Here is a 23,873-nt window from a genome sequence, read left to right on the forward strand (position 1 = left end):
CCGGGCTCCTTAGCGGCTCATCATCGCCAGCGCCACGTCGCGATAGATCTCGCTGGCGGCAATAAATTCATCGATGGGCACGAACTCATCGGGTTTGTGCGCGTCGGCAAGGGATCCCGGGCCGATAACGATGCCCTTGGTGCCGAGACTGCGAAAATGCACCAGATCGCAGCCGCCCTGGAAGCCGAACGGCCCCGGCTCCGCATTACCGTGGGCGCGACAAGCATCCAAGCCCGCCAGTACGATGGGATCGCCGGAGTCGGTTTCCGTCGCGCCGCCGGTGGTCGGTTTAAAGGTGACGATGTCGCTGCGCACGCCGAACTTTTCCCGCGCCAGCGTAAGCAGATCGCGGATCTCTTGTTTAACCTGTTCTTCGTCTTCCCCCGGCACCATGCGCCGGTCCAGCAGCAGCTCGCAGCTGTCCGGCAGCACGTTATCCGCATGGCCGCCGTTGATGCGCGTCACCGTCAGGCTGGCGGATCCCACCAGCGGGTGGCAATGGCAGCGCACGCTGTGTTCGTGGGCATGTTCCACCAGACCCAGCAGCTGCGCCGCGCGGAAGATGGCGTTTTCGCCCAGCTCCGGCGTGCCGGAGTGCGCGGTAACGCCGTGCACCCGCACCAGCGGACGCAGGCTGCCTTTATGGGCGGAATAAGTGCTGTTAGAGGTCGGTTCGCCAATCACCGCGTAGTCGATTTTCGCCGGCGCCTCGCGCACGTAGAATTTGGCGCCTTCGCTGGCCACCTCCTCGTCGGCGACGAAAATCCCCATCAGGGTGCCGCGCCAGCCGTCGCGATGCGCCGCCAGCATGCGCATCGCCTCAAGCATCGCCACCAGCGGCCCTTTGGCGTCGCAGGAGCCGCGGCCATACAATTTGCCGTCGCGCTCGGTAAGCGTAAACGGATCCTGGCTCCAGCCGTCGCCCGCCGGCACCACATCGATATGGGTGTTAAAGGCGAAGCAGGGACCGGCGCCATTTTCCAGGCGCGCAATGACATTGGTGCGGCCAGGGAGGTATTCGCTAAGCGTCAGGTCAAAACCGGCATCGGCCAGCAGCCGGCTGATATGTTCCGCCGCTTCGCGCTCGCGCCCCGGCGGGTTTTCGGTATTGATTGCGACCAGCGCGGCAAGATCGCGTTTCATCCTGCCGATATCGGGCGATGAAAGACTCATCGACATCTCCTGAGGTGAATAAACGCCCTGACGAGGGCATGCATGATTAGCACTATCAGTGCAATATCTGGTCGAGGAAGCGCTGCGCCCGCTCGCTCACATCGCCGCCGAAAAACTTCTCGCTCGGGGCGTTTTCAATGATTTCGCCGTTTTCCATAAAAACGATATGGTTGGCGGCGCGCCGGGCAAACCCCATCTCGTGGGTGACCACGATACTGGTCATGCCCTCGGCGCTCAGATCGGCCATGACGTCGAGCACCTCGCGGATCATTTCCGGATCCAGCGCCGAGGTCGGCTCGTCGAACAGCATCAGCTTGGGTTTCATCGCCAGGGCGCGGGCAATGGCCACCCGCTGCTGCTGGCCGCCGGACAGCTCGTCGGGAAACGCGTCGGCCTTGTCCGGTATGCGCACCTTGCCCAGCAGTTCCAGCGCCTGGGCCTGGGCCTCGGCGCGGCTGACGCCGCGCACCGTCATCGGCGCGAGCATAATGTTTTCCGCGGCGGTGAGATGGGAAAACAGCTCATAGCTTTGAAACACCATGCCGATGTCCTGGCGCAGCCGGTGCGGCTTGATATCGGCATGGGTAATATCCTGGTTGCGGAAAAAAATGGCGCCGCCTTCGATGGGTTCCAGCAGATTGACGCAGCGCAGCAGGGTGGATTTGCCCGAGCCGGAGGGGCCTATCAGCACCACGGTGTCGCCCTCGGCCACGTTGAGCGAACAGTTTTTCAGCACATGCTGCGCGCCGAAATGTTTATCGACGCCGATAATCTCCAGAACCGGTTTTGTGCTTTTCATCATTTTTCCCTCAGTGTGTCGTGCCGGTGCTGCCGCGCAACAGGCGTTCGGTGAATGACAACGCCGGCTTTCTGCGTTTTTTCGGGTCGAGGTAACGCTCCAGCCAGGCCTGGCCCAACATAAAGAGGGTGGTCAGCACCAGATAATAGATACCGGCGGCGCACAGGGCCTCGAAATAGCGGAAGCTGGCGCTGGCGGTCTGGTTGGCGATAAGAAGCAGTTCCTGCACCGCAATCACCGAGACCAGGGCGCTGGACTTGAGCATGCTGATCATCTGGTTGCCCATCGGCGGCAGCACAATCCGCGCCGCCTGCGGCAGCACGATCTTGCGCATGATCTGCCCGCCGGTCATGCCCAGCGCCATGCCCGCGGTGCGCTGTCCGCTGCGCACCGCCTGCAATCCGGAGCGCAGGATTTCGGCCATATAGGCGCCCTCGTTCAGCGACAGCGCCAGGATCGCGCAGGTAAACGCCGAGAACCGCACGCCGAAACCGGGCAGGACGTTATAGACAAAAATGATTTGGAACAGCACCGGCGTGCCGCGAAACAGCCAGAGATAAAAGAAGGCCAGCCCCGTGCAGATACGTAACCGGGATTCCTGTAACAGGGCCAGCACCAATCCCATGATGATGCCGAAAAACAACGAGCACACCGTCAACAGCAGGGTCATTAACGCGCCCTGGAAGAACGCCGGGGAGAGCAGGTACTGCCAAACAAGATCAAGGGACATGGACTTTCCTTAAACGCCGGGACCGGTCGGAAAACGTGGTGATGATCAAAAAATAGCCACCGACGCGGGGAACTGCCATTTCGCGATCAATTTCTGGTAGGTGTCGTCGGCAACAAGTTCTTTCAGGCCGGTTTCAATCAGGGTTTTCATCTGCGCGTCGCCTTTGCGCAGCGCAATGCCGATATGGGTATCGGCCTCGAATTCATCGCCGGTGGTTTCGAAGGTATCGCCTTTTTCGCTCAGCAGCGCCACGGCGCCCGGGGTGGAAAGAAATTCAGCATCGGCCCGCTTTTGCGCCACCGCCACCGCCGAGTCGGTGGCCGCCGGGAAGGTCATGACGTTAATGGCCGCCTTGCCGCCGTCCTGGCACGCTTTGCTGCTCACGCGCGCCTGGCTTTCCTCAATGCCGCCGAGGGTCACGGCGATGCTCTTGCCGCACAGCGACAGGTCGCGGCCGGTAATCTTCTCCGGATTGCCCTTGGCGACCACCACCCGGCTGCCGATTTTCAGGTAAGGCACAAATTCCACCTGCTCGGAACGCACCGGGTTGATATACATCGCCGAGTTGATGATATCCAGACGCTTACCCTGCAATGCCGGGATCAATCCCTTGAACTCCATGGACATCGGCTGCGGTTTCAGCGCCAGCTTGGCCGACAGGGCGTTGATCAGGTCGATATCAAAGCCGGTCAGCTTGCCGTCCTTCATGTATTCAAACGGCATAAAGGTGGCGGCGGTGCCATAGGTCAGCTCGCCCTTACTGACCAGCTCAGGCGCCGCCTGGCTCATCAGGGGGGCGCCCAGACATAACGCGGCCAGGGTAACGACGGCATAGCGACGCAAAAACAGGTTTTTAGACATGTCAGGCTCCGGGGGTGATGAGCGTAATTGCTCTTTGTGTATCATTAAATACAATTGAAAGGGGTTGTCAAGGCTCTTTTTTGGTGCACATTCTGCACTATATAAGGGCTTGCACGCTATTTGAAGGTGTTATTGTTTAATGGGTTATTGTATAATAGTATGCAACAAATACTTTTTGGATGCGGCACTCCATGACTCAAACGGCGACGGCCAGCGGACGGCGACTGGCAAATCAAATCCTGGATCTGATACGCGAGGCGAAATTCGAGCCGGGGCATCACCTGCGCGAACAGCAACTGGCGGATATGGCGGGCGTCTCCCGCACCCCGGTGCGCGCGGCCATGAAACTGCTGTGCGAACTGGGCATCATCGAAACGCGGCGCAACCAGGGATTTTTCCTGGTTAAGCCCTATGATGAAATCCAGCGCATCAGCATTGATGTACCCGCCAGCAGCGATCAAGACCTGTATGAACAGCTGGTCCGGGACCGTATCGCCGGCAAACTGCCGGAATCCCTGACCCAAACCGAGATCTCGCAGCGCTATGACGTCGATCGCAATGTCCTGGCGCGCACGCTGCTGCGCTTGTCCGAGGACGGACTGATTGCGCGCAATAAAGGCCACGGCTGGTCGTTCCTGCCGACGCTCAATACCGACGTGGCGTTCAGCAACGGTTACCGGTTCCGGCTGATGATTGAGCCGGGCGCGCTGCTGTCCCCCGGCTTCCAGGCGGATAAAAACACGCTCAGGCGCCTGCGCCAGCAGCATATGTTCCTGATTTCACACCCGGATATCTTAAGCGTCGACGGGCGGCAGATTTTCGACACCGACGCCAGCTTCCATGAAACGCTGGCGGAATTAAGCGGCAATATTTTTATCCTGCAGGCCATCGTACAGCAGAACCGCCTGCGTCGTCTGCTGGAATTCGGCAGCTATACCAATAAGCAGCGGGTGCGCGAATGGTGTGGCGAACATGTGGCGATCATCGACGCCGTCCTGGAAGGACACATGGCCGAAGCCGCGGAAATCATGCGCCGTCATCTGCAATCCGCCTACGAAAACGGACGCACTAAGGTCAGTAAAAGCAGTAAGCCGGATTAAGGCGGCCCGCCAACACCGGGCTCAAAGCAGACGTGTTCAAGGGAGAGCGTGCCAATGGGGTCGAATCGGGCGTGGTGTTCCCGCCAAACCGAGCCCCATGGCACGGTAGGCCCGCCAACACCGGGTTCAAAGCAGACGTGTTCAAGGGAGAGCGTGCCAATGGGGTCGAATCGGGCGTGGTGTTCCCGCCCGACCGAGCACCCCATGGCATGGTAGGCCCGCCAACACCGGGCTCAAAGCAGACGTGTTCAAGGGAGACCGTGCCAATGGGGTCGAATCGGGCGTGGTGTTCCCGCCCGACCGAGCACCCCATGGCACGGTAGGCCCGCCAACACCGGGCTCAAAGCAGACGTGTTCAAGGGAGAGCGTGCCAATGGGGTCGAATCGGGCGTGCTTTTCCCGCCCGACCGAGGCCCCATGGCGCGGTAGGCCCGCCAACACCGGGCTCAAAGCAGGCGTGTTCAAGGGAGACCGTGCCAATGGGGTCGAATCGGGCGTGGTATTCCCGCCCGACCAAGCGCCCCATGGCACGCCAACATTGCGCTAACACCAGGCGGAATACACCGCTGTTAAATCATTATTTCAATCAAACAGGAGTCGGTAATGGATTTTGGCATTCAGGGGCGCGTAGCGCTGGTCAGCGGCGCGGGCGGCGGCCTCGGGCGCGCCATCGCGCTGGCATTGGCGGCGGAAGGCGCCAAGGTGGCGGTCTGCGGACGCACGCAAAACACGCTTGATGAAACCGTGGCGCTGATTAACGCGCAGGGCGGCAGCGCCCGCGCCTGGACACTGGATCTCACCCGCCAGGACGCCTTTGACGCCATCCTGGCCGATATCCGCGCCGCCCTCGGGCCGGTAGCCATCCTGGTCAATAACTCCGGCGGCCCACAGCCCAGCGGGGCCGCGGGCGTGGCGCCGGAACTCTGGAACGCCCAGTTTTCCGCCATGGTCGGATCGCTCATCCTGCTGACCGACAAAGTGTTGCCGGACATGCGCGCGGCGGGCTGGGGCCGCATTATCACCAGCACCTCGTCCGGCATCGTGGCGCCCATTGCCAATCTCGGCATCTCCAACACCCTACGCCTCGCGCTGGCCGGCTGGTCGAAAACCCTCGCCGCTGAAGTGGCCCGCGACGGCATCACGGTAAACGTCATGGTGCCGGGCCGCATCGCCACCCGACGGGTAGGGCAGCTGGACGCCGCCCGCGCCGCACGGGAAGACCTCAGCGTCGAACAGATAGCGGCTAAAAGCGCGGCGACGATCCCGGCCGGTCGCTACGGCAAACCCGAAGAATACGGCGCGGTGGCGGCATTCCTCGCCAGCCGCCAGGCCTCTTATATGACCGGCGGCGTAATCCGCGTCGACGGCGGCATGATCCCCGCCCTCTAAGCCACGCTTCCCGCCGGCCCGCACCTGGCCGGCGGTCTCCTCCGTCCGCGATCTACGCCCCGCCGGCGCGCCTCAAAATGGTGCAGTCCCCCCTCACCGCCGCGCAATTTTTTTATATGCGCCTACTCACAAATTAAGAAGATAACGAAAAGGCGCTATTGCGCCGGTGGATTCTTTAACTATATGTTAATTTTTCTTACAATAATTGTTATGGGACATAACGCATGTCGACGAAATTCAGTATTCCTATGGTCGGTATGGCTGTTTTACTGGGCGCAGCCGCCCCGGCACTGGCGCTGCCGGCGGGCTACCCGGCCGGCTACCAGCAAGTGGTGGACGGCGCGAAAAAGGAAGGCAAGGTTGTTATCTATTCCACAACCGATACCCAGGCCGCGGGGCCCCTGATCCAGGGATTCGAGGCGGCGTATCCCGGAATAAAAGTGGAATATAACGATATGAACAGCACCGAACTGTATAACCGGTATATCAGCGAGCAGGCGGCGGGCGGCAACAGCGGCGACGTTATCTGGAGCTCGTCCATGGATACCGCGCTCAAACTGGCCACCGACTATGCGCTGCAATACGCCTCGCCGGAAGTGAAAAACCTGCCCAAATGGTCGGTATGGAAGGAAAAGGCCTATGGCACCACCTTCGAACCGCTGGTATTTATCTACAACAAACGGCTGATTGCGGCCAATGAAGTTCCCGCGTCCCATGCCGCGCTGGCCAAATTAATCCAAAGCCAGCCGGATCGATTCAAAAACAAGGTCACCACCTACGACATCGAAAAATCCGCCCTCGGATTCATGCTGTCGGTACAGGATATGAAGGCCGACCCGCATTACTTCGACACCCTGGCCCAGACGGCCAAAGGAGGATTGTCGGTACAGTCGTCCACCGGCACCATGCTGGAACGGGTCTCCTCCGGGGAAAACCTGATCGGCTATAACATCCTCGGATCCTATGCCGACGCCCGCATCAAGACCGACCCCTCCATGGGCGTTTCTTATCCCAACGACTATATCCTGGTGCTCTCGCGGGTCATGTTCATCAGCAGCGAGGCGCAAAATAAAAATGCCGCCAAACTCTGGCTGGATTATGTCCTGTCGCCGCAAGGGCAGGACGTACTGGCCAATAAGGCCGATATCACCTCGCTGCGCAATGATATCGCCGGCGACAACGATCTTGACGGCATGACCAAAAAATTGGGCGGCGCGCTCAAGCCGATCCCGGTAGATGAAACCCTGCTGGAATACCTGGAACAAAATAAACGGCTGGAGTTCATCAAACAATTCCGCGCCGCGGTGAACAAATAACCGGCCGTCAGGGATCATTATGAAGACATTGCGCACTACCTGGCGGCGTTTGCCGAGAGGCGTGGTCGTGCTGTTAACCGCGCTGGTTATCTATGTACCGCTGTCATTTATCATTATCCAAAGCTTCTTGTCCGCCCCGTTCTTTTCACCCTCAAAGGTGTTCAGCCTGGGGGCGTTCCGCTTTATCTTCACCGATCCCGACTTCTATAAAGCCCTGCGCAACGGCTTTATCTTGGCCTTCGGCCTGGTGGCCATCGCCATCCCGCTCGGCGGCATCCTAGCGTTCCTGATGATCAGGACCGACCTGCCGGGCCGCCGGTTTATCGAGCCGCTGATCCTGGTGCCGGTGTTTGTCTCGCCGATGGTGCTGGCGTTCGGATACGTGGTGGCGGCGGGGCCGGTAGGCTTTTTCTCGCTCTGGGCGCAAAGCCTGGTGGGCTTTATTCCGTGGGATATCTACGCCATGAGCAGCATCGTGGTCATTGCCGGTCTGACCCACGTGCCGCACGCCTATCTGTACATTTCCTCGGCGCTCAGGAGCGTGGGATCGGATGTGGAGGAGGCGGCGCGCACGGTGGGCGCCACCCCGCTGCAGGTGATGCTCTCGGTCAGCCTGCCGATGGTGCGCCCGGCGATCCTCTACGCCTGCGTGCTGCTGTTTTTCCTCGGGCTGGAAGTGTTCGGCCTGATGCTGGTGCTCGGCGATCCCGAAGGCAACCTGGTGCTGGCCACCTATCTGTTCCAACTGACCAATAAGCTCGGCACGCCGTCCTATCATCTGATGGCGGCGGTGGCGGTAGTGCTGATTTGCCTCACCGTGCCCCTGGTCATGCTGCAGCGGCGGCTGATGCGCACCGCGAACCGCTTTGTCACCGTCAAAGGCAAAGCCGCGCAGGCCAGGCTGCTGCCGTTGGGTAAATGGCGCTGGGTGGCGGGCGTGGTGGTGGTGGCGTGGCTGACGGTCACCATCGGCGTACCGCTGGCGGGCGTCATGCTGCGCGCGTTTATCACCAACTGGGGGGTGGGGGTGGATATTTGGGCGCAGCTGTCGCTCAAGACATTCCGCCTCATCCTCGGGCAGACCAATCTGATGCGCGCCATTGTCAATTCCATCAGCATCGGCGTGATTGGCGGCGCCATCGCGGTAATGTGTTATCTGTTTATCGGCCTGGCGCTGCATCGCAAACCGGACGGTGTCACCCGTTTTATGGATTACAGCGTGCTGGTGCCCAGGGCCGTGCCCGGCCTGCTCGCGGGGCTGGCGTTTTTATGGGTGTTCCTGTTTATTCCCATGTGGCTGGATCGCTCCCTGAAAGACGGATTATTGTCGGCGCTGCCGTTTGCCGACGGGCTGCGCGAGCATTTTATCGTCTGGCTGCGATCCTTGCGCAACACCATTTTCAGCGTATGGCTGGCATACACGGTGGTTTGGATGGCGTACGGGCTGCGGCTGATATCCTCGACGCTGCTGCAGGTGGGGCCGGAGCTGGAAGAAGCCGCGCGCAGCACCGGCGCGAGCCAGGGCCAGGTCACCCGCCATGTCACCATTCCGTTATCCCGCTACGGCCTGATCGGCTCCTGGCTGCTGATGTTCCTGATCTTCGAGCGTGAATATTCCACCGGCGTATACCTGCTCTCCCCCGGCACCGAAACCATCGGTTCGATGCTGGTGTCGTTGTGGGCGGCGGGGGCCATCGACATCGTGGCGGCGCTGTCGTTTATCAATATTTTGATTGTCGTGCTCGGACTGGGCGTCGCCTTACGTTTTGGAGTGAAAATGTATGATTGAGCTGTCGGTGGAGAACCTGCACCTGAAGTACGGCGATAATTCGGTTTTGCGCGGGGTATCGATGCAGCTGGCGCAGGGGGAGGTGGTGTCGCTGCTGGGGCCTTCAGGCAGCGGCAAGACCACCCTGCTGCGGGCGGTGGCCGGGCTGGAAAAACCCACCGAGGGCCGCATCGCCATCGGCGATACCTTACTGTACGACGGCGCCGCCGGCGTCGAGCTGCCGGCGGAGGAACGCAACCTGGGGCTGGTATTCCAGTCCTACGCGCTCTGGCCGCACAAAACGGTATTCGACAACGTCGCTTACCCCCTTAAACTGCGTAAGGTGCCGTCCGCGGAGCTGACCCGCCGCGTGCAGGCGGTACTCGATCAGCTGGGCCTGGGGCATCTGGGCCAACGCCACCCCCACCAGCTCTCGGGTGGACAGCAACAGCGGGTGGCCATCGGCCGGGCGCTGGTCTATAACCCGCCCATTATCCTGCTCGACGAACCGCTCTCCAACCTGGACGCCAAACTGCGCGAGGAGGCGCGGGTGTTCCTGCGCGAGCTGATTATCCGGCTCGGCCTGTCGGCGCTGATGGTCACCCATGACCAGCACGAGGCGATGGCCATTTCAGACCGGATTTTATTGCTCAATAACGGCAGGATAGAGCAGCAGGGCACCCCGCAGGAAATGTACGGCGCGCCGGCGACTCTGTTTACCGCCGAGTTTATGGGCAGCAACAACCGCCTGAACGGCCGCGTGATGGAACTGCGCGAGGGGCGGGCGCGCATCGACGGCCAGGACTGGTCGCTGTGGGGCGGCGCCGGCGCGGGGCTGGCGGTCGGGCAGGAGGCGGCGGCCGTTATCCGGGTGGAACAGGTACGCTTTGCCGACGGGGCCGCCGATGCCGGGGATAATACGCTTTCACTGCCGCTGCTGACCCGCATGTACCTTGGCAACCGCTGGGAATACCTGTTCCGCACCGCCGCCGAGGGCATACCGGTGCGCGCCTATGGCGATACCGCCGCGCGCGACGGGCTGTGCCGGCTGTCATTGCCCGCCGGGCAGGTCTGGATCTTTCCTTTATAGACGTTGAACGCCGGTCGGCCCCGGACCGGATTAAAAAGTGACACCCTGTCACGTCAATATCGCCCGCCAGCGTTCCCGCTGGCCTTTCTCGTTACCACCCTTCGCAGGCCATTGACCCGGCGCTTACCCCGCCGGCGACAAAATGATTGTTTGTGATTATATAAAATCATAATTGATTAAATGTGAGCATGATCAAGGTAATCATGGCGCATATAACCTATAAAATAGCCAAGACAGGCAAGAGTAATGCGGTCAAAATGACAAAATATAATCAATATAACGACATCAGAACAGGGCGTCGGAGGCGAGGCGGGATTAATGAATATCAATAGCACCGTTATCAGCGGTTACCAGGCGCTTAGCGACATCGGCTACATTATTAAGGATAAGCGGCGCGTGCTGCTGGTGACGGATAAAAATATCGCCGCCATACCCGCGGTGCGCGCGGTGATGGCACAGGCGCGCAGCCCGGACCGCCGGGTGGATATTATCGACAGCGTGCCGCCGGAGCCGAGCCAGCATGACGTCGCGCGCATCCTGGCGTCGCTGGAGGTGCGGGACGTCGATATGGTTATCGGCATCGGCGGCGGCAGCGTGCTGGATGTGGCGAAACTGTTGTCGGTGCTGTGCGTGCCCGGCGCGCCGACGCTTGACGCGCTGCTGGCCGGCGAAAAACCGCGCGCCCGCGTCGCCTCGATGCTGATCCCCACCACCGCCGGCACCGGCTCGGAAGCCACGCCCAACGCCATACTGGCCATTCCGGAACAAGAGACCAAAGTCGGCATCATTTCGCCGATCATGCTGCCCGATATCGTGGCGCTGGCGCCGGAACTCACCACCAGCATGCCCGCGCATATCGCCGCCTCCACCGGCATCGATGCGTTATGCCACTTAATCGAATGTTTTACCGCCACCGTCGCCAACCCGGTCAGCGATAACTATGCCCTGATCGGCCTGAAAAAACTGTTCGCCAGCCTGGAAACCGCGGTGGCCGAGCCCGCCAACCTGGGAGCGCGTCTGGATATGCTGTGGGCATCCTATTACGGCGGCGCGGCGATTGCCCACGCCGGCACCCATTTGGTCCACGCCATGTCCTACCCGTTGGGCGGCAAGTACCATATTCCGCACGGCGTGGCCAACGCTATCCTGCTCGCTCCCTGCATGCGCTTCGTACGGCCGGCGGCGGTAAAGAAATTCGCCCGGGCCTACGATCTGCTGCCCACGGCCGATACGTCGCTTGACGAGGAAGAGAAATCACACGCGCTGGTGGACTATTTCGCCGCGCTGGTAAAACGTCTGCGGCTTCCCGCCAGCCTGGATGAGCTGGGGATCGCCGCCGATAATCTCTCTTATCTGGTGACGGCGGCGCTGGATGTACAGCGGCTGATGAAAAATGTCCCCGCGCCCGTGAGCGCGGCGGATGTCCGCGGCATCTACCTGGCGTTATTTCCGCAAAAGAATTATTGATTAATCAAGAGGATATTATGAGCCATACTATTCAAGGCGTACTGACCGCCATCGTCACCACATTCGACCCTCAGGGCGAATACCATCCCAAGGCGATGCGCGCGCAGATCCGGCGCCAGCTGGACGCCGGCAACGGGATTTTCTGCGGCGGCACCAACGGCGAGTTCTTCGTGCTTAACGAGCGTGAAAAGCTGGCGGTTACCGAAACCTGCGTCGATGAAACGGCGGGCCAGGCGGCGGTGGTGGCCCATATCGGTGAAATATCCACGCGCGATACCATTCGCCTTGGCCGGCAGGTGGCCAAACTGGGGGTCGACGCGGTTTCGGTGATCACGCCGTATTTTGTGCCGCTGAAACAGGATGAATTAATGTCTCACTACCGGGCGGTGGCGGACGCCCTCGAGGTGCCGGTATTCCTCTACAATATTCCGGCGCGCACCGGCAATACGTTACAGCCGGATACCGTGCGCGCCCTGGCGCAGCACCCCAATATTATCGGTATCAAGGACAGCGCGGGCAGCTACGAAAGCCTGAGCGGTTTCCTGGCAGTCGCCGCGGACATCGACGGTTTTAACGTGCTGAACGGCCCTGACTCCCTGATTCATCAAGGTTTTGTCGACGGCTGCACCGCCTGCATTTCCGGGCTGGCCAACGTCGCGCCCCGTGAAATCAACGCCATCTGGTCATTGTTCCATACCGGCGATATCGCGGGTTCGCGCCGGGCGCAGGAAAACGTGACAGGGTTGCGCACCGATCTTTACAGCGTGGCCTTTTCTCCGGCGGCGGTGAAAAAAGCGGTGGCGCTGATGGGCCATGACGTGGGCGAAAGCCGTTACGCCGTCCGGTTCAGCGCGGAACAGGAGCAGAAGATTCGCCAGATCGTGAATCAATATCTGCAGTGATGGCGGCGCGGCACCCGGGTGCCGCCTTGTGACCTACCAGGACGCTACGATGAAAGTGATCTGCACCTCGCCCTCGTTTGCCAAATACGATGCTTCCCCCATCGACCGGCTGCAAGCACAGGGTTTTGAACTGATAATGTTACCCGCGGACGCGCCCCTTGCCGCCCTTGAGCCGCATCTGGTGGACACGGTGGCGATGATCGTCGCCTTTACCGAGGTCAACGCCACGTTGCTCGACGCGGCGCCCGGCCTGAAGATCGTCTGCAAACATGGCGTCGGCGTCGATAATATCGATCTGGACGCCACGCGCGCGCGCGGCATTTACGTCACCAATGTACCCGACGCCAATAAGCATGCCGTCGCCGACTTTGCCTTTTCCCTGATGCTGAGCGGCGCGCGCCAGGTGACGCAGGCGGTGGCCGGCACGCGCGCGGGCGATTGGCCGCGTATTTTTGCCACCGACGTCTACGGCAAGACCTTAGGCATTGTCGGCCTGGGCAATATCGGCAAGCAGGTGGCCCTGCGGGCGCGGGGATTCGCTATGCGCGTGCTGGCGTTTGATTTTTACCCGGACGAACGTTTTGCCGCCGAACACGGCGTCGAATTCGTCACGCTGGACAGGCTGACCGCCGAAAGCGATTTTATTACCCTGCATACGCCGCTGACCGATGAGACGCGCAATTTATTCGACGCGGCGCGCATCAAGCGCATGAAGTCCTCGGCGTTCCTGATCAACGTGGCGCGCGGCGGCGTGGTTAACGAACAGGACTTGTATGCGGCGCTCAGCGACGGGGTCATCGCCGGCGCGGCCGCCGATGTGTTTACCCAGGAGCCGCTGGCCGCCCATCCGCTGTTTACGCTGGCTAATTTCCTGCCGACATCCCATATCGCCGGCTATACCGACGGCGCCATCAGCGCCATCGGCGAACGCTGCGTACAGCAGATTATCCAGTGCGTCTGCCAGCATGAGCGGCCGGTGAATATCATGAACGCGCTATAACGGCGTCGAAAATAACGGGCGCGGCCGCCGCCTGGTATGCAATGCCGGATAATACGTTATCCGGCGACTTAAACCTCTCCTCTACAGGCTCGTTGACGATGAATACAATAGCTGCTAAATCGCGCATTCGCTGGTGGGTCGCCGGACTGATGTGGCTGGCCATTGCCATTAACTATATTGATCGCACCGTACTCTCCGCCGCCGCACCGCACCTGATCAAAGAACTCAGCCTGAACGCGGAAATGATGGGCTTTATCATGGCCGCGTTTTTCTGGTCCTATTCGCTGCTGCAAATTCCGGCCGGCTGGTTTGCCGACCGTTTCGGCCAGAAAAAGGGGCTCGGCCTGGCGGTGGCCTGGTGGTCCATCGCCACCTCGGTCATGGGGCTGGCCACCGGGTTTAAATCCCTGCTGGCGCTGCGCCTGGCATTGGGCGTCGGCGAGGCCGCGGCGTATCCCAGCAACGCCGGCATTACCGCGCGCTGGTTCCCCGACACGGAACGCGCCACCGTCTCCGGCCTGTTCGACAGCGCCTCGAAGTTCGGCGGCGCCGTGGCCATGCCGCTTATCGTATGGATGATTTATATGGTGGACTGGCGGCTGACGTTTATGATCATCGGCGGCATCGGCATACTGTGGGTGATCGCCTGGTATTTCATCTATACCGAAAACCCGGCGGATCATAAACGCATCAGCGCGCAGGAAGTCAGCTATATCCTGGACGGACAGGTGCAGAAACACGGCGACAGATCCGTGCTGCCGATGCGGTGGTACAAGCTGCTGCGCTATCGCAATATCTGGGCCATGTGCCTGGGCTTTTTCACCATAAACTATACCTCCTATTTCTTTATCACCTGGCTGCCGACCTATCTGGTGCAGGAAAAGGGCATGGATTTTATCAAGATGGGCATGGTGGCCGCGCTGCCGCTGATCTGCGGCATGGTGATTGAAGTGGTCGCCGGCTGGGCCTCGGATCGCGTGGTGGAGAGCGGGCGCCTGTCATTGACCGCCACGCGCAAGCTGTTCCTGACAGTCGGCCTGCTGATGGCGCTGTGCATCGGTTTCGCCCCGTTTACGGATTCCATTTTCATGACCGTGCTGCTGCTGTGCGTGGCGAAATCCGGCACCACCGTCGCGGCTTCGCAGGTCTGGGCGCTGCCCGGCGATGTGGCGCCGAAAAACAGCGTCTCCATCGTCGCCGGCCTGCAAAATACCGTCTCCAACCTCGGGGGCGCCATCGGTCCCATCGTGACCGGCGCCATCGTGGCGGCCACCGGCTCGTTTACCTTTGCGCTGGTGTTCTCCGCCGGGCTGGTGGTGCTCGGCATTATCAACTACCTGTTCCTGATGGGGAAGGTGGAGCCCATCGTCGAGGACGCCCCGGCGGGCAAACGGCCGGTGTCCCTGCGCAGCCGTGCCTAGCCTGCCGCACATCATCGCCCGGCCGCCGCCGGCGCGATGATGTGTGTTCGGATACCTGCCGTTAACCATCATGTTATGGAGGCTTTATGTCGCTTGATTCCAATAACAGCGCGGCTATGCCCGAGACCGTCGTTAACGCGAGGGCTATGGGAAAAATGCGCTTTCTTATTCTCACCGTACTGTCCGTCGGCATCGCGATCAATTATATCGATCGCGCCGCCATGAGCGTGGCGATGCCGTTTATGTCGGAGGAATTGCATTTATCCAGCACCGACAGCGGCCTGCTGTTGTCCGCCTTTTTCTGGAGCTATGTGTTATTTCAACTGCCCGGCGGCTGGCTGGTGGATAAGTGGGGACCGCGGGTAACCTTCGCCATCAGCAGCCTGGGCTGGGGCCTGGCTACCGCCGCCTGCGGCCTGGCGCACGGCATCGGCGCCCTGGTGGGGTTCCGTTTTGTGCTCGGCGCCGTCGAGGCCCCCAGCTATCCCGCCAGCGCGGCGACCGTCACCCGCTGGTTTCCGCGCCAGGAGCGCAGTTTTGCCGCCGCCACCTTTAATAACGGCAGCAAAATCGGCGGCACCCTGGCTATCCCGTTGATCTCGTTCCTGATAGCCGGGGTGGGCTGGCGCATGACCTTTGTCATTTCCGGCCTGGTGGCCGTCATCTGGGCGGCAGGCTGGTACCTGTGGTATCGCGACCCCCGCCAGCACGGCACGGTGTCGCGGGAGGAGGTGGCGTTTATCGAGGCCAACCAGGAGCAGGCCACCGGCGCGCCGATGAGCGTGCGCCAGCTCATGGCGCAGCGTACCGTGCAGGCCATGATGGCCGGCTTTTTCTGTATCAACTTTGTTTCCTATTTCTTTTTTACCTGGTTTCCCACCTATCTGGTGGAAACCTTCCATCTTTCGCTGATGAAGTTTGGCCTGCTGGGCATGTTGCCCGGTATCGCCGCCATTGTCGGCGGCTGGTGCGGGGGGCTGCTATCGGACAGCCTGGTAAGGCGCGGCGTTTCGCTGTCGGTGGCGCGTAAAATTCCGCTGGTGGGCGGTATGCTGGGCAGCTCGGTGATTGGCCTGGCCGCTTTTTCACCTACCGTCACTCTGGCGCTGTCCGCGCTCTGCTTCGCCAACTTTGCCGCGACCTTCGCCTCGGCGGCGCTATGGGCGCTGCCCTCGGACGTGGCCCCCAACCGCGCCAATGTCGCCACCATCGGCGGCATCCAGAATATGGCGGCCAATCTCGCCGGCATTATTTCACCGATACTGATAGGCGTGCTGATGCAGTTTACCCATTCTTTTGTGATTCCCCTGGTGCTGGCGGGGATCGTGGGGCTGTTCGGCGCGTTGATTTATGCCGTGTGGCTGCCCAGGGTCGAGCCGATGCGCTTAACCCCGCAGGCGTAAGGAGAGGACGATGAGCGAACAAACGCGTTGGACCCGGCGTCCGGAATACGCCACCTGGGGCGATTTTGGCCCCGACGATCAATTGGGCCGGCTTAATTTGCTGACGCCTGAGAAAGTGCGCGAGGGCGTGGCCGAGGTAAAAACCGGTCGCACCTTTTGCCTTAGCCTGCCGCTGGATCTGCCCGGCGGCACGGCGATGAATCCCAGGCGGCCGCCGCCCAGGCTTAACGCCACGCGGCGCGGCGAGCATCCCAACATGACCTATCCACTGTCGCGCGATGACGCCCGCCTGACCGATATCATCTGCGACGACAGCGTGACGCTGGCGCTGCAATATTCCACGCAGTGGGACAGCCTGGCGCATATGGGCCAATGGTTCGACGTGCGCGGCGACGGCACGCCCGAAATGGTGTTCTATAACGGCTACCGCGCCGGTGTGGATATCATCGGCGAGCGTGATTTCCGGCCCGGCTGCGGCTGCGGCCAGGGCGGCCACCAGGGCGCAAAGCGGCTGGGTATTGAAAATATGGCGCGGCATGGCGTCCAGGGCCGGGCGGTGATGATCGACATCAAAAAGCATTTCGGCATCCGGCGCTTTGCCTTTGGCTATGCGCAGCTGCAACAGATCCTGGCGGCGGACAATATCGTCATCCGGCCCGGGGATATGGTGTGTTTCCGTACCGGTATGGATGAGGCTATATTTGCCATGGGCGGCGCCCCGGACGCGGATTATCTCGCACATCATTTTGCCGGCCTGGACGGCGGTGATCCGGCGCTGCGCCAATGGGTTGCAGAATGCGGCGTGGTAGCGTTAATCGCCGACAATCCGGCCGTGGAAATATTGCCGGCGCGCCCGTTGCACCAGGATTTTTATCCCTCGCATCCCCTGCACGATCTGTGCCTGTTCCGGCTGGGCGTTTACCTGGGCGAGCTGTGGCATTTAAGCGAACTCGCCGATTGGCTTTGCGCCCATCAACGCCACGCGTTCTTGCTGACCGCGCCGCCATTGCGGCTGCCGGGCGCGGTAGGCTCGCCCGTCACGCCGGTTGCCACGGTGTAAGCCGTGATAAAAAGAGATCCCCGTACCGACGTCCCGGCGCCGCAGCCGGGAGGTCAGCGAAAAGGGGCCCGGACGTCACAGCGGCACCAGATAGGCGGGAATTTGCACCTTGGGCAGCCCGAAAGCGCTGCTGAACCGCTGCAGCCAGCGTTCATCCGCACGCTGGAGATGGCGGCACAGGGTATCCGCCGCCCCCTGATGGTCATGGGCCAGCAGCAGATCGTAGATGTGCAGGTGCTCGTGCAGGGCATCCTCGATTAACGATAGCGGGATTTGCAGCACCGGATCAAATAAATAGCGGGTGGGAACAAATAAAATCCGTGTGCGCGCCAGCGTCTGCAGGATTTCTTTATTGGGGCAATACGACAATAAAATGTCGTGCAAATCGTTTTCGACCACATCCATGTTAAACCCGTCGCGCGGAAAGCCGCCCAGCGATTGTTTTACCCGGTTGCGCGCCTGCTCCATATGAAGCCTTGGCGCCCGGGGCGCGGCCTGCAGCAGGGCCGGCGGCTCGAGCAGCCAGCGGATTTCGTAGAGATGATGCGTTCGTTCCGGCGTCACCTGGGGCGCAATCCAGCGGCCGGGCGCGTCTTTGCTGACCAGCCCGACGCTGTGCATCCGGGCCAGCACATCCCTTACCACCGTGCGGCTAACGTTAAAATGTTCCGCCACGCGTTCTTCGATAATACGCACGGACGTGAAAATAATACTGGCGCACAGCGCCTGTTCCAGCTGGCCGTACATGCTTTCCCAGCGCGCTACGGCCGGGATTTTGATCATATCCAGATTGGCATGGTGCGCCACGCCGTCCGTCGCGCGCGCGCCGGCCACTTCATAACCGCGTCCCTCGACTTCCTGGATAAGCTGTTGCTCGCAGAGTCTTTTCAGCGCATGGCGCGCCGGGGAACGGCTGATGCCGAACGCCTTGGCCACATGCACCTCCAGCAGTCTTTCGCCCGGAGAGAGCCGGCCGTCGTCGATCATGGATTTCAACAGCTGATAGGCGCGATGCTGAATAGAGTGTTTATCCGTAGATTCCGACATATCTTAATCATTTCAATGAGTACCTGTTTATCAGCATATCACAATCAAATCGCCGCCATCGGCTAGCGGCATCGTTTTTCATTATGCCGTCCCAACGCATCAAACTCCTTACGTGATCGCTCTCACATCCAGGGCATAAAAAGTGATGGATTTATCATTTCGTTTACTTTTTTTTGACATGTTGATGCATTTCGCCTTAAGTAAATGTGTTTTGTATGCAAAGTACATATTAATGCCTGCGCCGTCGCCAGCCGGTGATGGCCGGGCAAGGGGAAGACGGATGAAGATATTTCGGTGGGGAGACGCCGGGCGGGAACGGCCCGGCATGATTGACTGTCAGGGAGAGCGGCGCGATCTGGGCGGCGTAATCGACGACTGGCGCGGGGCCGCGCTTTCCTCCGGCCAGCTGCGGCGGCTGCACGGCCTGGATGCGCGCACATTGCCGCGGGTTCCGGCGCAGGCGCGTTTGGGGCCCTGTATCGCCGGGGTGGGTAAAATCATTTGCGTCGGACTGAATTATCGCGACCACGCCCGGGAGGCCGGGATGGCGTTGCCCACCGAGCCTATCCTGTTTTTAAAAGCGGCCAGCGCCATCACCGGTCCTTTTGACGCGATCGAAATTCCTCCCGGGGCGGCCAAGGTCGACTGGGAAGTGGAGCTGGGGATTGTTATCGGCCAGGACGGACGTTACTTGGAGCCGGGGCGGGTGATGGAACACGTGGCGGGCTACTGCCTGTTCAACGATGTGTCGGAGCGCGCCTATCAGCTGGAGCGCGGCGGCCAGTGGGATAAAGGCAAATGCGCCGATACTTTTGCGCCCCTCGGGCCGTATCTGGTGACGCCGGATGAGATTACCGACGTGCAGGATCTCCCGCTGTGGATGGAGGTGGACGGCGTGCGCCGCCAAGACGGCTCCACCCGCGATATGATTTTCGGCGTGGCGGAACTGCTGGCCTATGTCAGCCGGTTTATGAGCCTGCAGGCGGGGGATATTATCGCCACCGGCACCCCGGCGGGCGTGGGCATGGGATTACGGCCGCCGGTCTATCTGGCGCCCGGCCAGCGGGTAAGGGCGGGCATCGGCGGGCTGGGCGAGCAGGATAATCCCGTCGTCGCGGCCGGGGCGGGCTTATGAAGCCGGTCATCACCTGCGTGGACGATCTCCGCCGCCTGGCACGGCGGCGCGTGCCGGGATTATTTTACGATTATGTCGACAGCGGATCCTGGACCGAGTCCACCTACCGCGCCAATAGCCTCGATCTGGCGCGGCTGCATTTCCGCCAGCAGGTCGGGCGCAATGTCGCCGATATCAGTACCCGCGCCACTATTTTGGGTCAGCCGGCCGCGCTGCCGCTGGCGCTGGCGCCCGCCGGCCTGACCGGCATGATCTGGCCGGATGGCGAAATTCTGGCCGCCCGCGCGGCGGCGGCGGCCGGCGTGCCCTACACCCTGTCCACCGTCAGCATCTGCAGCATCGAGGACCTGGCCGCCCGGCTCGCGCAGCCGTTCTGGCTACAGCTGTATATGATGAAGGATCGGGGGTTTATCGCCGATCTGATCGCCCGCGCCCGCGCGGCAAGCTGTTCCGCCCTGGTGCTGACGCTGGATTTGCCGATCCAGGGGCAGCGCCATAAGGATATCCGCAACGGCCTGTCGGTGCCGCCGGCGCTGACCGCGTCCGGCATCCTGTCCATGCTGTCGCGCCCGCGCTGGTGCGCCGCCATGCTCAGAACGCCGCGCCGGACGTTCGGCAATATCGTCGGCCATGCGCGGGGAGTCACCGATACCCTGGGTTTTGCCGAGTGGGTCAGCCGTCAGTTCGACCGTACCGTTACCTGGGACGATATCGACTGGGTGAAGCAGCGCTGGGGCGGCAGGCTGATTGTTAAAGGCATCATGGACGCCGGCGACGCCCGCCGGGCGTTCGGCGCCGGCGCCGACGCCATTGTCGTTTCCAACCACGGCGGCAGGCAACTGGACGGCGCGCCGTCCAGCATCAGCGCGCTGCGGGCGATTGCCGACAGCGTCGGGGATGCCGGCGAAATCATCATGGACGGCGGCATCCGCAGCGGCCAGGACATGCTGCGCGCCCTGGCATTGGGGGCGGACAGCGTGATGATCGGACGCGCTTTTCTGTACGGTCTCGGCGCCCTGGGCGAGCAGGGCGTGGCCCTGTGCCTTGACATACTGCGCAAGGAGCTGGAAGCGACCATGGCGCTGTGCGGCGTCACCGCCCTCGGGCAGCTTGGTCCGGACGCCATTGTCGATTATCCCTGGCCTGCCGTCGCCTCGGCGCCGGCGCCGCGTACCCCCGCGCTTCGGTCCATCGCCGAGGCGCCCTGAACATCAACCCTGGATCCTGGAAAGGAGTGTTATATGTTTGGCGATTACAAAATGCATCCCGACAGCGGCGTCAATCCTCCCTACGCGCCGGCTTACCCCGTGGAATGGGAATGTCCGCTGCGCACGCTGGAAGTGGTGACCCGGGTCGAACGGCGCAAGGTAGAGGCGTTGCTGCGCGATACCCCTTTCGAACTGGTCAACGACCGGGTGGCGTTCCGTTTTATGCTTTCGCCCGGCCATACCCTGGCACTACACAGCGGGGAAATGTTTGATTTGATGGTCACGGTGCCGGTGCGTTACCAGTCGTTGTTTACCCAAACCCATATCTTCATGTATTGCAGCGACCCGATGGGCATCTGCGCCGGCCGCGAGCTGTTCGGCTACACCAAAAAGGATACCCACTACGCCTTCCGTGAAACCGACGACGGCCGAATCAGCGGCTGGGTGCGGCGGCGCAACGTGCCGCTGGCGGATTTCCATTTTACTCCCGACGCCGCGGCGCCGCTGGTGCTGCTCACCGACGAGGCGGAACAGCCGGCGGGCGAAATCCATGTGCGCCGCCTGCCCGATCCGGAAAAACCGGCCACCGCCTATGCCGATGTGGTCTATCGCCGCACGCCGCTGCGCTATTCGGCGCCGGTACGCGGCCATATCGACTGGACATTGCACGCCAGCCCGTTTGATCCCATCGCGGCGCTGGAGCCTGAGGTGCTGAGCGCGCATTTCATGACCTCGGATGTGTATGGCGGCGGGTTCGCCGTGGAAGATCGCCGCCTGCTGGCGCGTCTTTATCCCTGATCGCGGAGAGCACCATGATGACAGATCCGGTGGCGATTATTACCGGCGCGGGCGGCGGCATCGGCCGCGCGGTGGCGTTAACCCTGGCGCGGCAGGGATGGCGCCTGGTGCTGGCGGAACAGGAGGCGCAGGCGCTTGAGGCGTGCCGGCGCGCGTGCGCGTCGCTCGGCGCCGAAACGACGGCTGTGGCCGGCGATATCGGCAGCGAGCGCGATGTGGCGGCGCTGGCCGGCGCCGCCGCCCGTCTCTACGGCGGATGCCAGGGGTTTGTCAGCTGCGCGGGCATGGCGGGCGCCGTGCGGGAGATAAGCGACTACCCCGGCGACATGTTTCGCCAGGTGCTGGCGGTAAATACCTGCGGCACCTTTTATTGCCTGAAGTACGCGTTGCCGCTGCTGCGCCGGCAGGGCGGCAGTTTCGTGGCCATCGCCTCCACGTCGGCGATACGCGGCCGTGCCAATATGGCCGGTTATGTCGCCAGTAAACACGCGGTGCTGGGCCTGGTCAGGAGCAGCGCGCTGGAATGCGTCGGCAGCCAAGTGCGGGTCAACGCCGTACTGCCCGGTCCCACGCAAACCGCCATGATCGAGGCCATCGATCGCATGGCGGCCGAACAGGCGCCGGGCGGCGGCATCAAACGGGCGACGACGGCGCCGTACGGCACCCCCGACGATGTGGCGCAGATGGTGTCGTTTTTACTGTCACCGGCGTCCAGTCATATTAACGGCGCGTCGCTGGTCGTAGACGGCGGCGGCACCGTGGCCTGATCCCATCCCCCTGGAGGAGATGCACCATGAGTTCAAAAATTATCACGGCGCAGTATGCGCCGCGGGTGACCGCGCAGCATAAACGGGCGCTGGTCGCCGCCTGCATCGGTAATTTCATCGAGTATTTTGACTTTGTGATTTACGGCTATTTCGCCTCGGTGATCGCCCGGCTGTTTTTCCCGGCGGAAAACCAGGCCGCCAGCCTGCTGCTCACCTTTGCGGTGTTTGCCATCAGCTACGCCTCCCGTCCCCTGGGCGGTATTATCTTCGGCCATCTGGGCGATCGCTACGGCCGCAAAATACCGCTGTCGATTGCGATTATGCTGATAGCCGGCTCCACCACGGTCATCGGTTTAATGCCGACCTACGACACCATCGGCCTGGCCGCGCCGGTGATCCTGACGCTGGCCCGCTTGATCCAGGGAATCTCGGTGGGCGGCGAATACGGCGGCGCCACGTCGTTTATTTCCGAATACGCGCCGCCGCACCGGCGGGGGTTATATACCGGCTGGCAAACCTTCACCATCGGCCTGGCGCTGCTGGCCGGCGGCGGGGTGGCGACGGCGCTGACCGCCCTGCTGTCCGCCGAAGACCTGCATGCCTGGGGCTGGCGCCTGCCGTTCCTGGCGGGGCTGCCCCTGGGGTTCGTCGGGCTTTATCTGCGCCTGAAGCTGGAGGAAACGCCGCATTTCGCCAAGGTGAAAAAATCCGCCGGGGTGGAAAAAGCCCCGCTGCTGACGGGATTACGCCAGGAATGGCGCGCCATCCTGATCGGCATGGGGCTGATCGCGGCGCCTTCCGCCTGTATTTATATCTATTATATTTATTCGCCCACCTATCTGTCGGTGGTGCTGGGGTTCTCCCTGGCGCAGGCGCAGCGCGCCAATCTGTACAGTCTGGCGTTCTATTGCTGCCTGCTGCCCGGGTTCGCCTGGCTGAGCGATATCATCGGCCGGCGCCCGCTGATGATCGCCAGTTCGCTGGCCATTGCGCTGGTCACTTATCCGGCGTTTCATCTGCTTAACGCCGGCAATTTTAACCAGACGGTGCTGGGGCTGTGCCTGATGAGCCTGGCGTTTGCCCCGCATTCGGCCACCGCGCTCTGCGCCATGGCGGAAATCATGCCTACCCGCATCCGCTATACCGGGCTGTCCGTCAGCCTGAATATTCCCGTCACTCTGCTGGGGGGTACCGCGCCTTTTATCGCCACCTGGCTGGTGAGCGCCACCGGGGATTTGCAGTCGCCCGCCTGGTTTGTCATCGCCGCCGCCGGCGCGTCGCTCATCGCCGCGCTGGCCTATGGCGAAACCCTGCGCAGCGGCCTGCGCCATCATTAGCCCTGGAGAAGAGGACGATAAAACCCAGCGGCAAAGCCGTACGGGTCAGCGGCGGCGGTCTTGGCCATGCCGTCGCCGCCATCGCGCGGGCGCTTGCGCCGT

The 23,873-nt window shown here is 61.7% G+C and carries 21 protein-coding genes; 16 read left to right on the forward strand and 5 right to left on the reverse strand.

Translation table 11 applies throughout. The features are described 5' to 3' along the window. Positions 1 to 9: 9 nt before the first annotated feature. The 4 genes from ACL2XN_RS00460 to ACL2XN_RS00475 are packed head-to-tail and all read right to left on the reverse strand — an operon-like array spanning position 10 to position 3,563. Positions 10 to 1,173, reverse strand: coding sequence for a M20 family metallopeptidase (locus ACL2XN_RS00460; RefSeq protein ID WP_410014442.1), 1,164 nt, complete (start codon positions 1,171 to 1,173; stop codon positions 10 to 12). A 55-nt stretch (positions 1,174 to 1,228) separates the two neighbouring features. Next, a complete protein-coding gene (locus tag ACL2XN_RS00465; protein ID WP_410016780.1) occupies positions 1,229 to 1,972 on the reverse strand; it encodes an amino acid ABC transporter ATP-binding protein in 744 nt (247 codons plus the stop codon). Between the two features lie 10 nt (positions 1,973 to 1,982). After that, positions 1,983 to 2,702: an amino acid ABC transporter permease gene (locus tag ACL2XN_RS00470; RefSeq protein WP_410014443.1), complete on the reverse strand. Its 720-nt coding sequence runs from the start codon at positions 2,700 to 2,702 to the stop codon at positions 1,983 to 1,985. Between the two features lie 45 nt (positions 2,703 to 2,747). Next, on the reverse strand, positions 2,748 to 3,563 hold the full coding sequence (locus ACL2XN_RS00475) for an ABC transporter substrate-binding protein (protein WP_413729841.1): 816 nt from the start codon (positions 3,561 to 3,563) through the stop codon (positions 2,748 to 2,750). Positions 3,564 to 3,754: 191 nt separating this feature from the next. Here ACL2XN_RS00475 and ACL2XN_RS00480 point away from each other — a divergent pair, with 191 nt between their 5' ends. The 11 genes from ACL2XN_RS00480 to ACL2XN_RS00530 all read left to right on the forward strand — a co-directional run bounded on the left by ACL2XN_RS00480 (position 3,755) and on the right by ACL2XN_RS00530 (position 17,479). After that, entirely contained in the window at positions 3,755 to 4,663 is a 909-nt protein-coding gene (locus ACL2XN_RS00480; protein ID WP_410014445.1) for a GntR family transcriptional regulator, read from the forward strand. A 603-nt stretch (positions 4,664 to 5,266) separates the two neighbouring features. Further along, positions 5,267 to 6,052, forward strand: a complete 786-nt coding sequence (locus tag ACL2XN_RS00485) for an SDR family oxidoreductase (protein WP_410014446.1) — start codon at positions 5,267 to 5,269, stop codon at positions 6,050 to 6,052. A gap of 248 nt (positions 6,053 to 6,300) precedes the next feature. Next, positions 6,301 to 7,368 carry an ABC transporter substrate-binding protein gene (locus ACL2XN_RS00490; RefSeq protein ID WP_410016781.1) on the forward strand — a complete coding sequence of 356 codons (1,068 nt, stop codon included), beginning with the start codon at positions 6,301 to 6,303 and terminating at the stop codon, positions 7,366 to 7,368. 19 nt (positions 7,369 to 7,387) lie between these two features. Next, positions 7,388 to 9,157: an ABC transporter permease gene (locus tag ACL2XN_RS00495; RefSeq protein WP_410014447.1), complete on the forward strand. Its 1,770-nt coding sequence runs from the start codon at positions 7,388 to 7,390 to the stop codon at positions 9,155 to 9,157. Next, positions 9,150 to 10,226 (forward strand): ABC transporter ATP-binding protein, encoded by a 1,077-nt coding sequence (locus ACL2XN_RS00500; RefSeq protein ID WP_410014448.1) that lies wholly within the window; start codon positions 9,150 to 9,152, stop codon positions 10,224 to 10,226. The genes ACL2XN_RS00495 and ACL2XN_RS00500 overlap by 8 nt, the downstream gene beginning before the upstream one ends. Before the next feature lie 318 nt (positions 10,227 to 10,544). Further along, positions 10,545 to 11,693, forward strand: a complete 1,149-nt coding sequence (locus tag ACL2XN_RS00505) for an iron-containing alcohol dehydrogenase (RefSeq protein WP_410014449.1) — start codon at positions 10,545 to 10,547, stop codon at positions 11,691 to 11,693. 17 nt (positions 11,694 to 11,710) lie between these two features. Continuing rightward, positions 11,711 to 12,595 carry a dihydrodipicolinate synthase family protein gene (locus tag ACL2XN_RS00510; RefSeq protein WP_413723199.1) on the forward strand — a complete coding sequence of 295 codons (885 nt, stop codon included), beginning with the start codon at positions 11,711 to 11,713 and terminating at the stop codon, positions 12,593 to 12,595. 49 nt (positions 12,596 to 12,644) lie between these two features. Then, positions 12,645 to 13,595: a phosphoglycerate dehydrogenase gene (locus ACL2XN_RS00515; protein ID WP_413729842.1), complete on the forward strand. Its 951-nt coding sequence runs from the start codon at positions 12,645 to 12,647 to the stop codon at positions 13,593 to 13,595. A 98-nt stretch (positions 13,596 to 13,693) separates the two neighbouring features. Beyond that, positions 13,694 to 15,016, forward strand: coding sequence for an MFS transporter (locus tag ACL2XN_RS00520; protein ID WP_413729843.1), 1,323 nt, complete (start codon positions 13,694 to 13,696; stop codon positions 15,014 to 15,016). Between the two features lie 86 nt (positions 15,017 to 15,102). Continuing rightward, positions 15,103 to 16,419, forward strand: a complete 1,317-nt coding sequence (locus tag ACL2XN_RS00525) for an MFS transporter (protein ID WP_410014453.1) — start codon at positions 15,103 to 15,105, stop codon at positions 16,417 to 16,419. Positions 16,420 to 16,429: 10 nt separating this feature from the next. Further along, positions 16,430 to 17,479: a cyclase family protein gene (locus ACL2XN_RS00530; protein WP_410014454.1), complete on the forward strand. Its 1,050-nt coding sequence runs from the start codon at positions 16,430 to 16,432 to the stop codon at positions 17,477 to 17,479. A 75-nt stretch (positions 17,480 to 17,554) separates the two neighbouring features. Here ACL2XN_RS00530 and ACL2XN_RS00535 read toward each other — a convergent pair whose 3' ends face one another. Continuing rightward, the gene (locus tag ACL2XN_RS00535) at positions 17,555 to 18,526 is read right to left on the reverse strand and encodes a GntR family transcriptional regulator (RefSeq protein WP_410014455.1); all 972 of its coding nucleotides are present in this window, start codon (positions 18,524 to 18,526) and stop codon (positions 17,555 to 17,557) included. 280 nt (positions 18,527 to 18,806) lie between these two features. Between ACL2XN_RS00535 and ACL2XN_RS00540 the strand changes: the two genes are divergently transcribed. The 5 genes from ACL2XN_RS00540 to ACL2XN_RS00560 are packed head-to-tail and all read left to right on the forward strand — an operon-like array spanning position 18,807 to position 23,771. Beyond that, on the forward strand, positions 18,807 to 19,661 hold the full coding sequence (locus ACL2XN_RS00540; RefSeq protein WP_413729844.1) for a fumarylacetoacetate hydrolase family protein: 855 nt from the start codon (positions 18,807 to 18,809) through the stop codon (positions 19,659 to 19,661). Then, positions 19,658 to 20,869, forward strand: coding sequence for an alpha-hydroxy acid oxidase (locus ACL2XN_RS00545; RefSeq protein WP_413729846.1), 1,212 nt, complete (start codon positions 19,658 to 19,660; stop codon positions 20,867 to 20,869). Before ACL2XN_RS00540 ends, ACL2XN_RS00545 begins: the two co-directional genes overlap by 4 nt. 33 nt (positions 20,870 to 20,902) lie before the next feature. Next, on the forward strand, positions 20,903 to 21,667 hold the full coding sequence (locus tag ACL2XN_RS00550; protein ID WP_410014458.1) for an acetoacetate decarboxylase family protein: 765 nt from the start codon (positions 20,903 to 20,905) through the stop codon (positions 21,665 to 21,667). Between the two features lie 14 nt (positions 21,668 to 21,681). After that, positions 21,682 to 22,434: an SDR family NAD(P)-dependent oxidoreductase gene (locus ACL2XN_RS00555; protein WP_410014459.1), complete on the forward strand. Its 753-nt coding sequence runs from the start codon at positions 21,682 to 21,684 to the stop codon at positions 22,432 to 22,434. A 26-nt stretch (positions 22,435 to 22,460) separates the two neighbouring features. After that, on the forward strand, positions 22,461 to 23,771 hold the full coding sequence (locus tag ACL2XN_RS00560; RefSeq protein ID WP_410014460.1) for an MFS transporter: 1,311 nt from the start codon (positions 22,461 to 22,463) through the stop codon (positions 23,769 to 23,771). Positions 23,772 to 23,873 lie beyond the last annotated feature (102 nt).

The organism is Sodalis sp. RH22, assembly GCF_047324165.1.
Taxonomy (GTDB): domain Bacteria; phylum Pseudomonadota; class Gammaproteobacteria; order Enterobacterales; family Enterobacteriaceae; genus Acerihabitans.

Coding starts and splice junctions, on each gene's coding strand:
- ACL2XN_RS00515 (WP_413729842.1), top strand. CDS start 12,645: ATGAAAGTGATCTGCACCTCGCCCTCGTTTGCCAAATACGATGCTTCC.
- ACL2XN_RS00460 (WP_410014442.1), bottom strand. CDS start 1,173: ATGAGTCTTTCATCGCCCGATATCGGCAGGATGAAACGCGATCTTGCC.
- ACL2XN_RS00505 (WP_410014449.1), top strand. CDS start 10,545: ATGAATATCAATAGCACCGTTATCAGCGGTTACCAGGCGCTTAGCGAC.
- ACL2XN_RS00510 (WP_413723199.1), top strand. CDS start 11,711: ATGAGCCATACTATTCAAGGCGTACTGACCGCCATCGTCACCACATTC.
- ACL2XN_RS00480 (WP_410014445.1), top strand. CDS start 3,755: ATGACTCAAACGGCGACGGCCAGCGGACGGCGACTGGCAAATCAAATC.
- ACL2XN_RS00465 (WP_410016780.1), bottom strand. CDS start 1,972: ATGAAAAGCACAAAACCGGTTCTGGAGATTATCGGCGTCGATAAACAT.
- ACL2XN_RS00495 (WP_410014447.1), top strand. CDS start 7,388: ATGAAGACATTGCGCACTACCTGGCGGCGTTTGCCGAGAGGCGTGGTC.
- ACL2XN_RS00530 (WP_410014454.1), top strand. CDS start 16,430: ATGAGCGAACAAACGCGTTGGACCCGGCGTCCGGAATACGCCACCTGG.
- ACL2XN_RS00520 (WP_413729843.1), top strand. CDS start 13,694: ATGAATACAATAGCTGCTAAATCGCGCATTCGCTGGTGGGTCGCCGGA.
- ACL2XN_RS00555 (WP_410014459.1), top strand. CDS start 21,682: ATGATGACAGATCCGGTGGCGATTATTACCGGCGCGGGCGGCGGCATC.
- ACL2XN_RS00470 (WP_410014443.1), bottom strand. CDS start 2,702: ATGTCCCTTGATCTTGTTTGGCAGTACCTGCTCTCCCCGGCGTTCTTC.
- ACL2XN_RS00490 (WP_410016781.1), top strand. CDS start 6,301: ATGGTCGGTATGGCTGTTTTACTGGGCGCAGCCGCCCCGGCACTGGCG.
- ACL2XN_RS00485 (WP_410014446.1), top strand. CDS start 5,267: ATGGATTTTGGCATTCAGGGGCGCGTAGCGCTGGTCAGCGGCGCGGGC.
- ACL2XN_RS00525 (WP_410014453.1), top strand. CDS start 15,103: ATGTCGCTTGATTCCAATAACAGCGCGGCTATGCCCGAGACCGTCGTT.
- ACL2XN_RS00550 (WP_410014458.1), top strand. CDS start 20,903: ATGTTTGGCGATTACAAAATGCATCCCGACAGCGGCGTCAATCCTCCC.
- ACL2XN_RS00540 (WP_413729844.1), top strand. CDS start 18,807: ATGAAGATATTTCGGTGGGGAGACGCCGGGCGGGAACGGCCCGGCATG.
- ACL2XN_RS00475 (WP_413729841.1), bottom strand. CDS start 3,563: ATGTCTAAAAACCTGTTTTTGCGTCGCTATGCCGTCGTTACCCTGGCC.
- ACL2XN_RS00545 (WP_413729846.1), top strand. CDS start 19,658: ATGAAGCCGGTCATCACCTGCGTGGACGATCTCCGCCGCCTGGCACGG.
- ACL2XN_RS00560 (WP_410014460.1), top strand. CDS start 22,461: ATGAGTTCAAAAATTATCACGGCGCAGTATGCGCCGCGGGTGACCGCG.
- ACL2XN_RS00500 (WP_410014448.1), top strand. CDS start 9,150: ATGATTGAGCTGTCGGTGGAGAACCTGCACCTGAAGTACGGCGATAAT.
- ACL2XN_RS00535 (WP_410014455.1), bottom strand. CDS start 18,526: ATGTCGGAATCTACGGATAAACACTCTATTCAGCATCGCGCCTATCAG.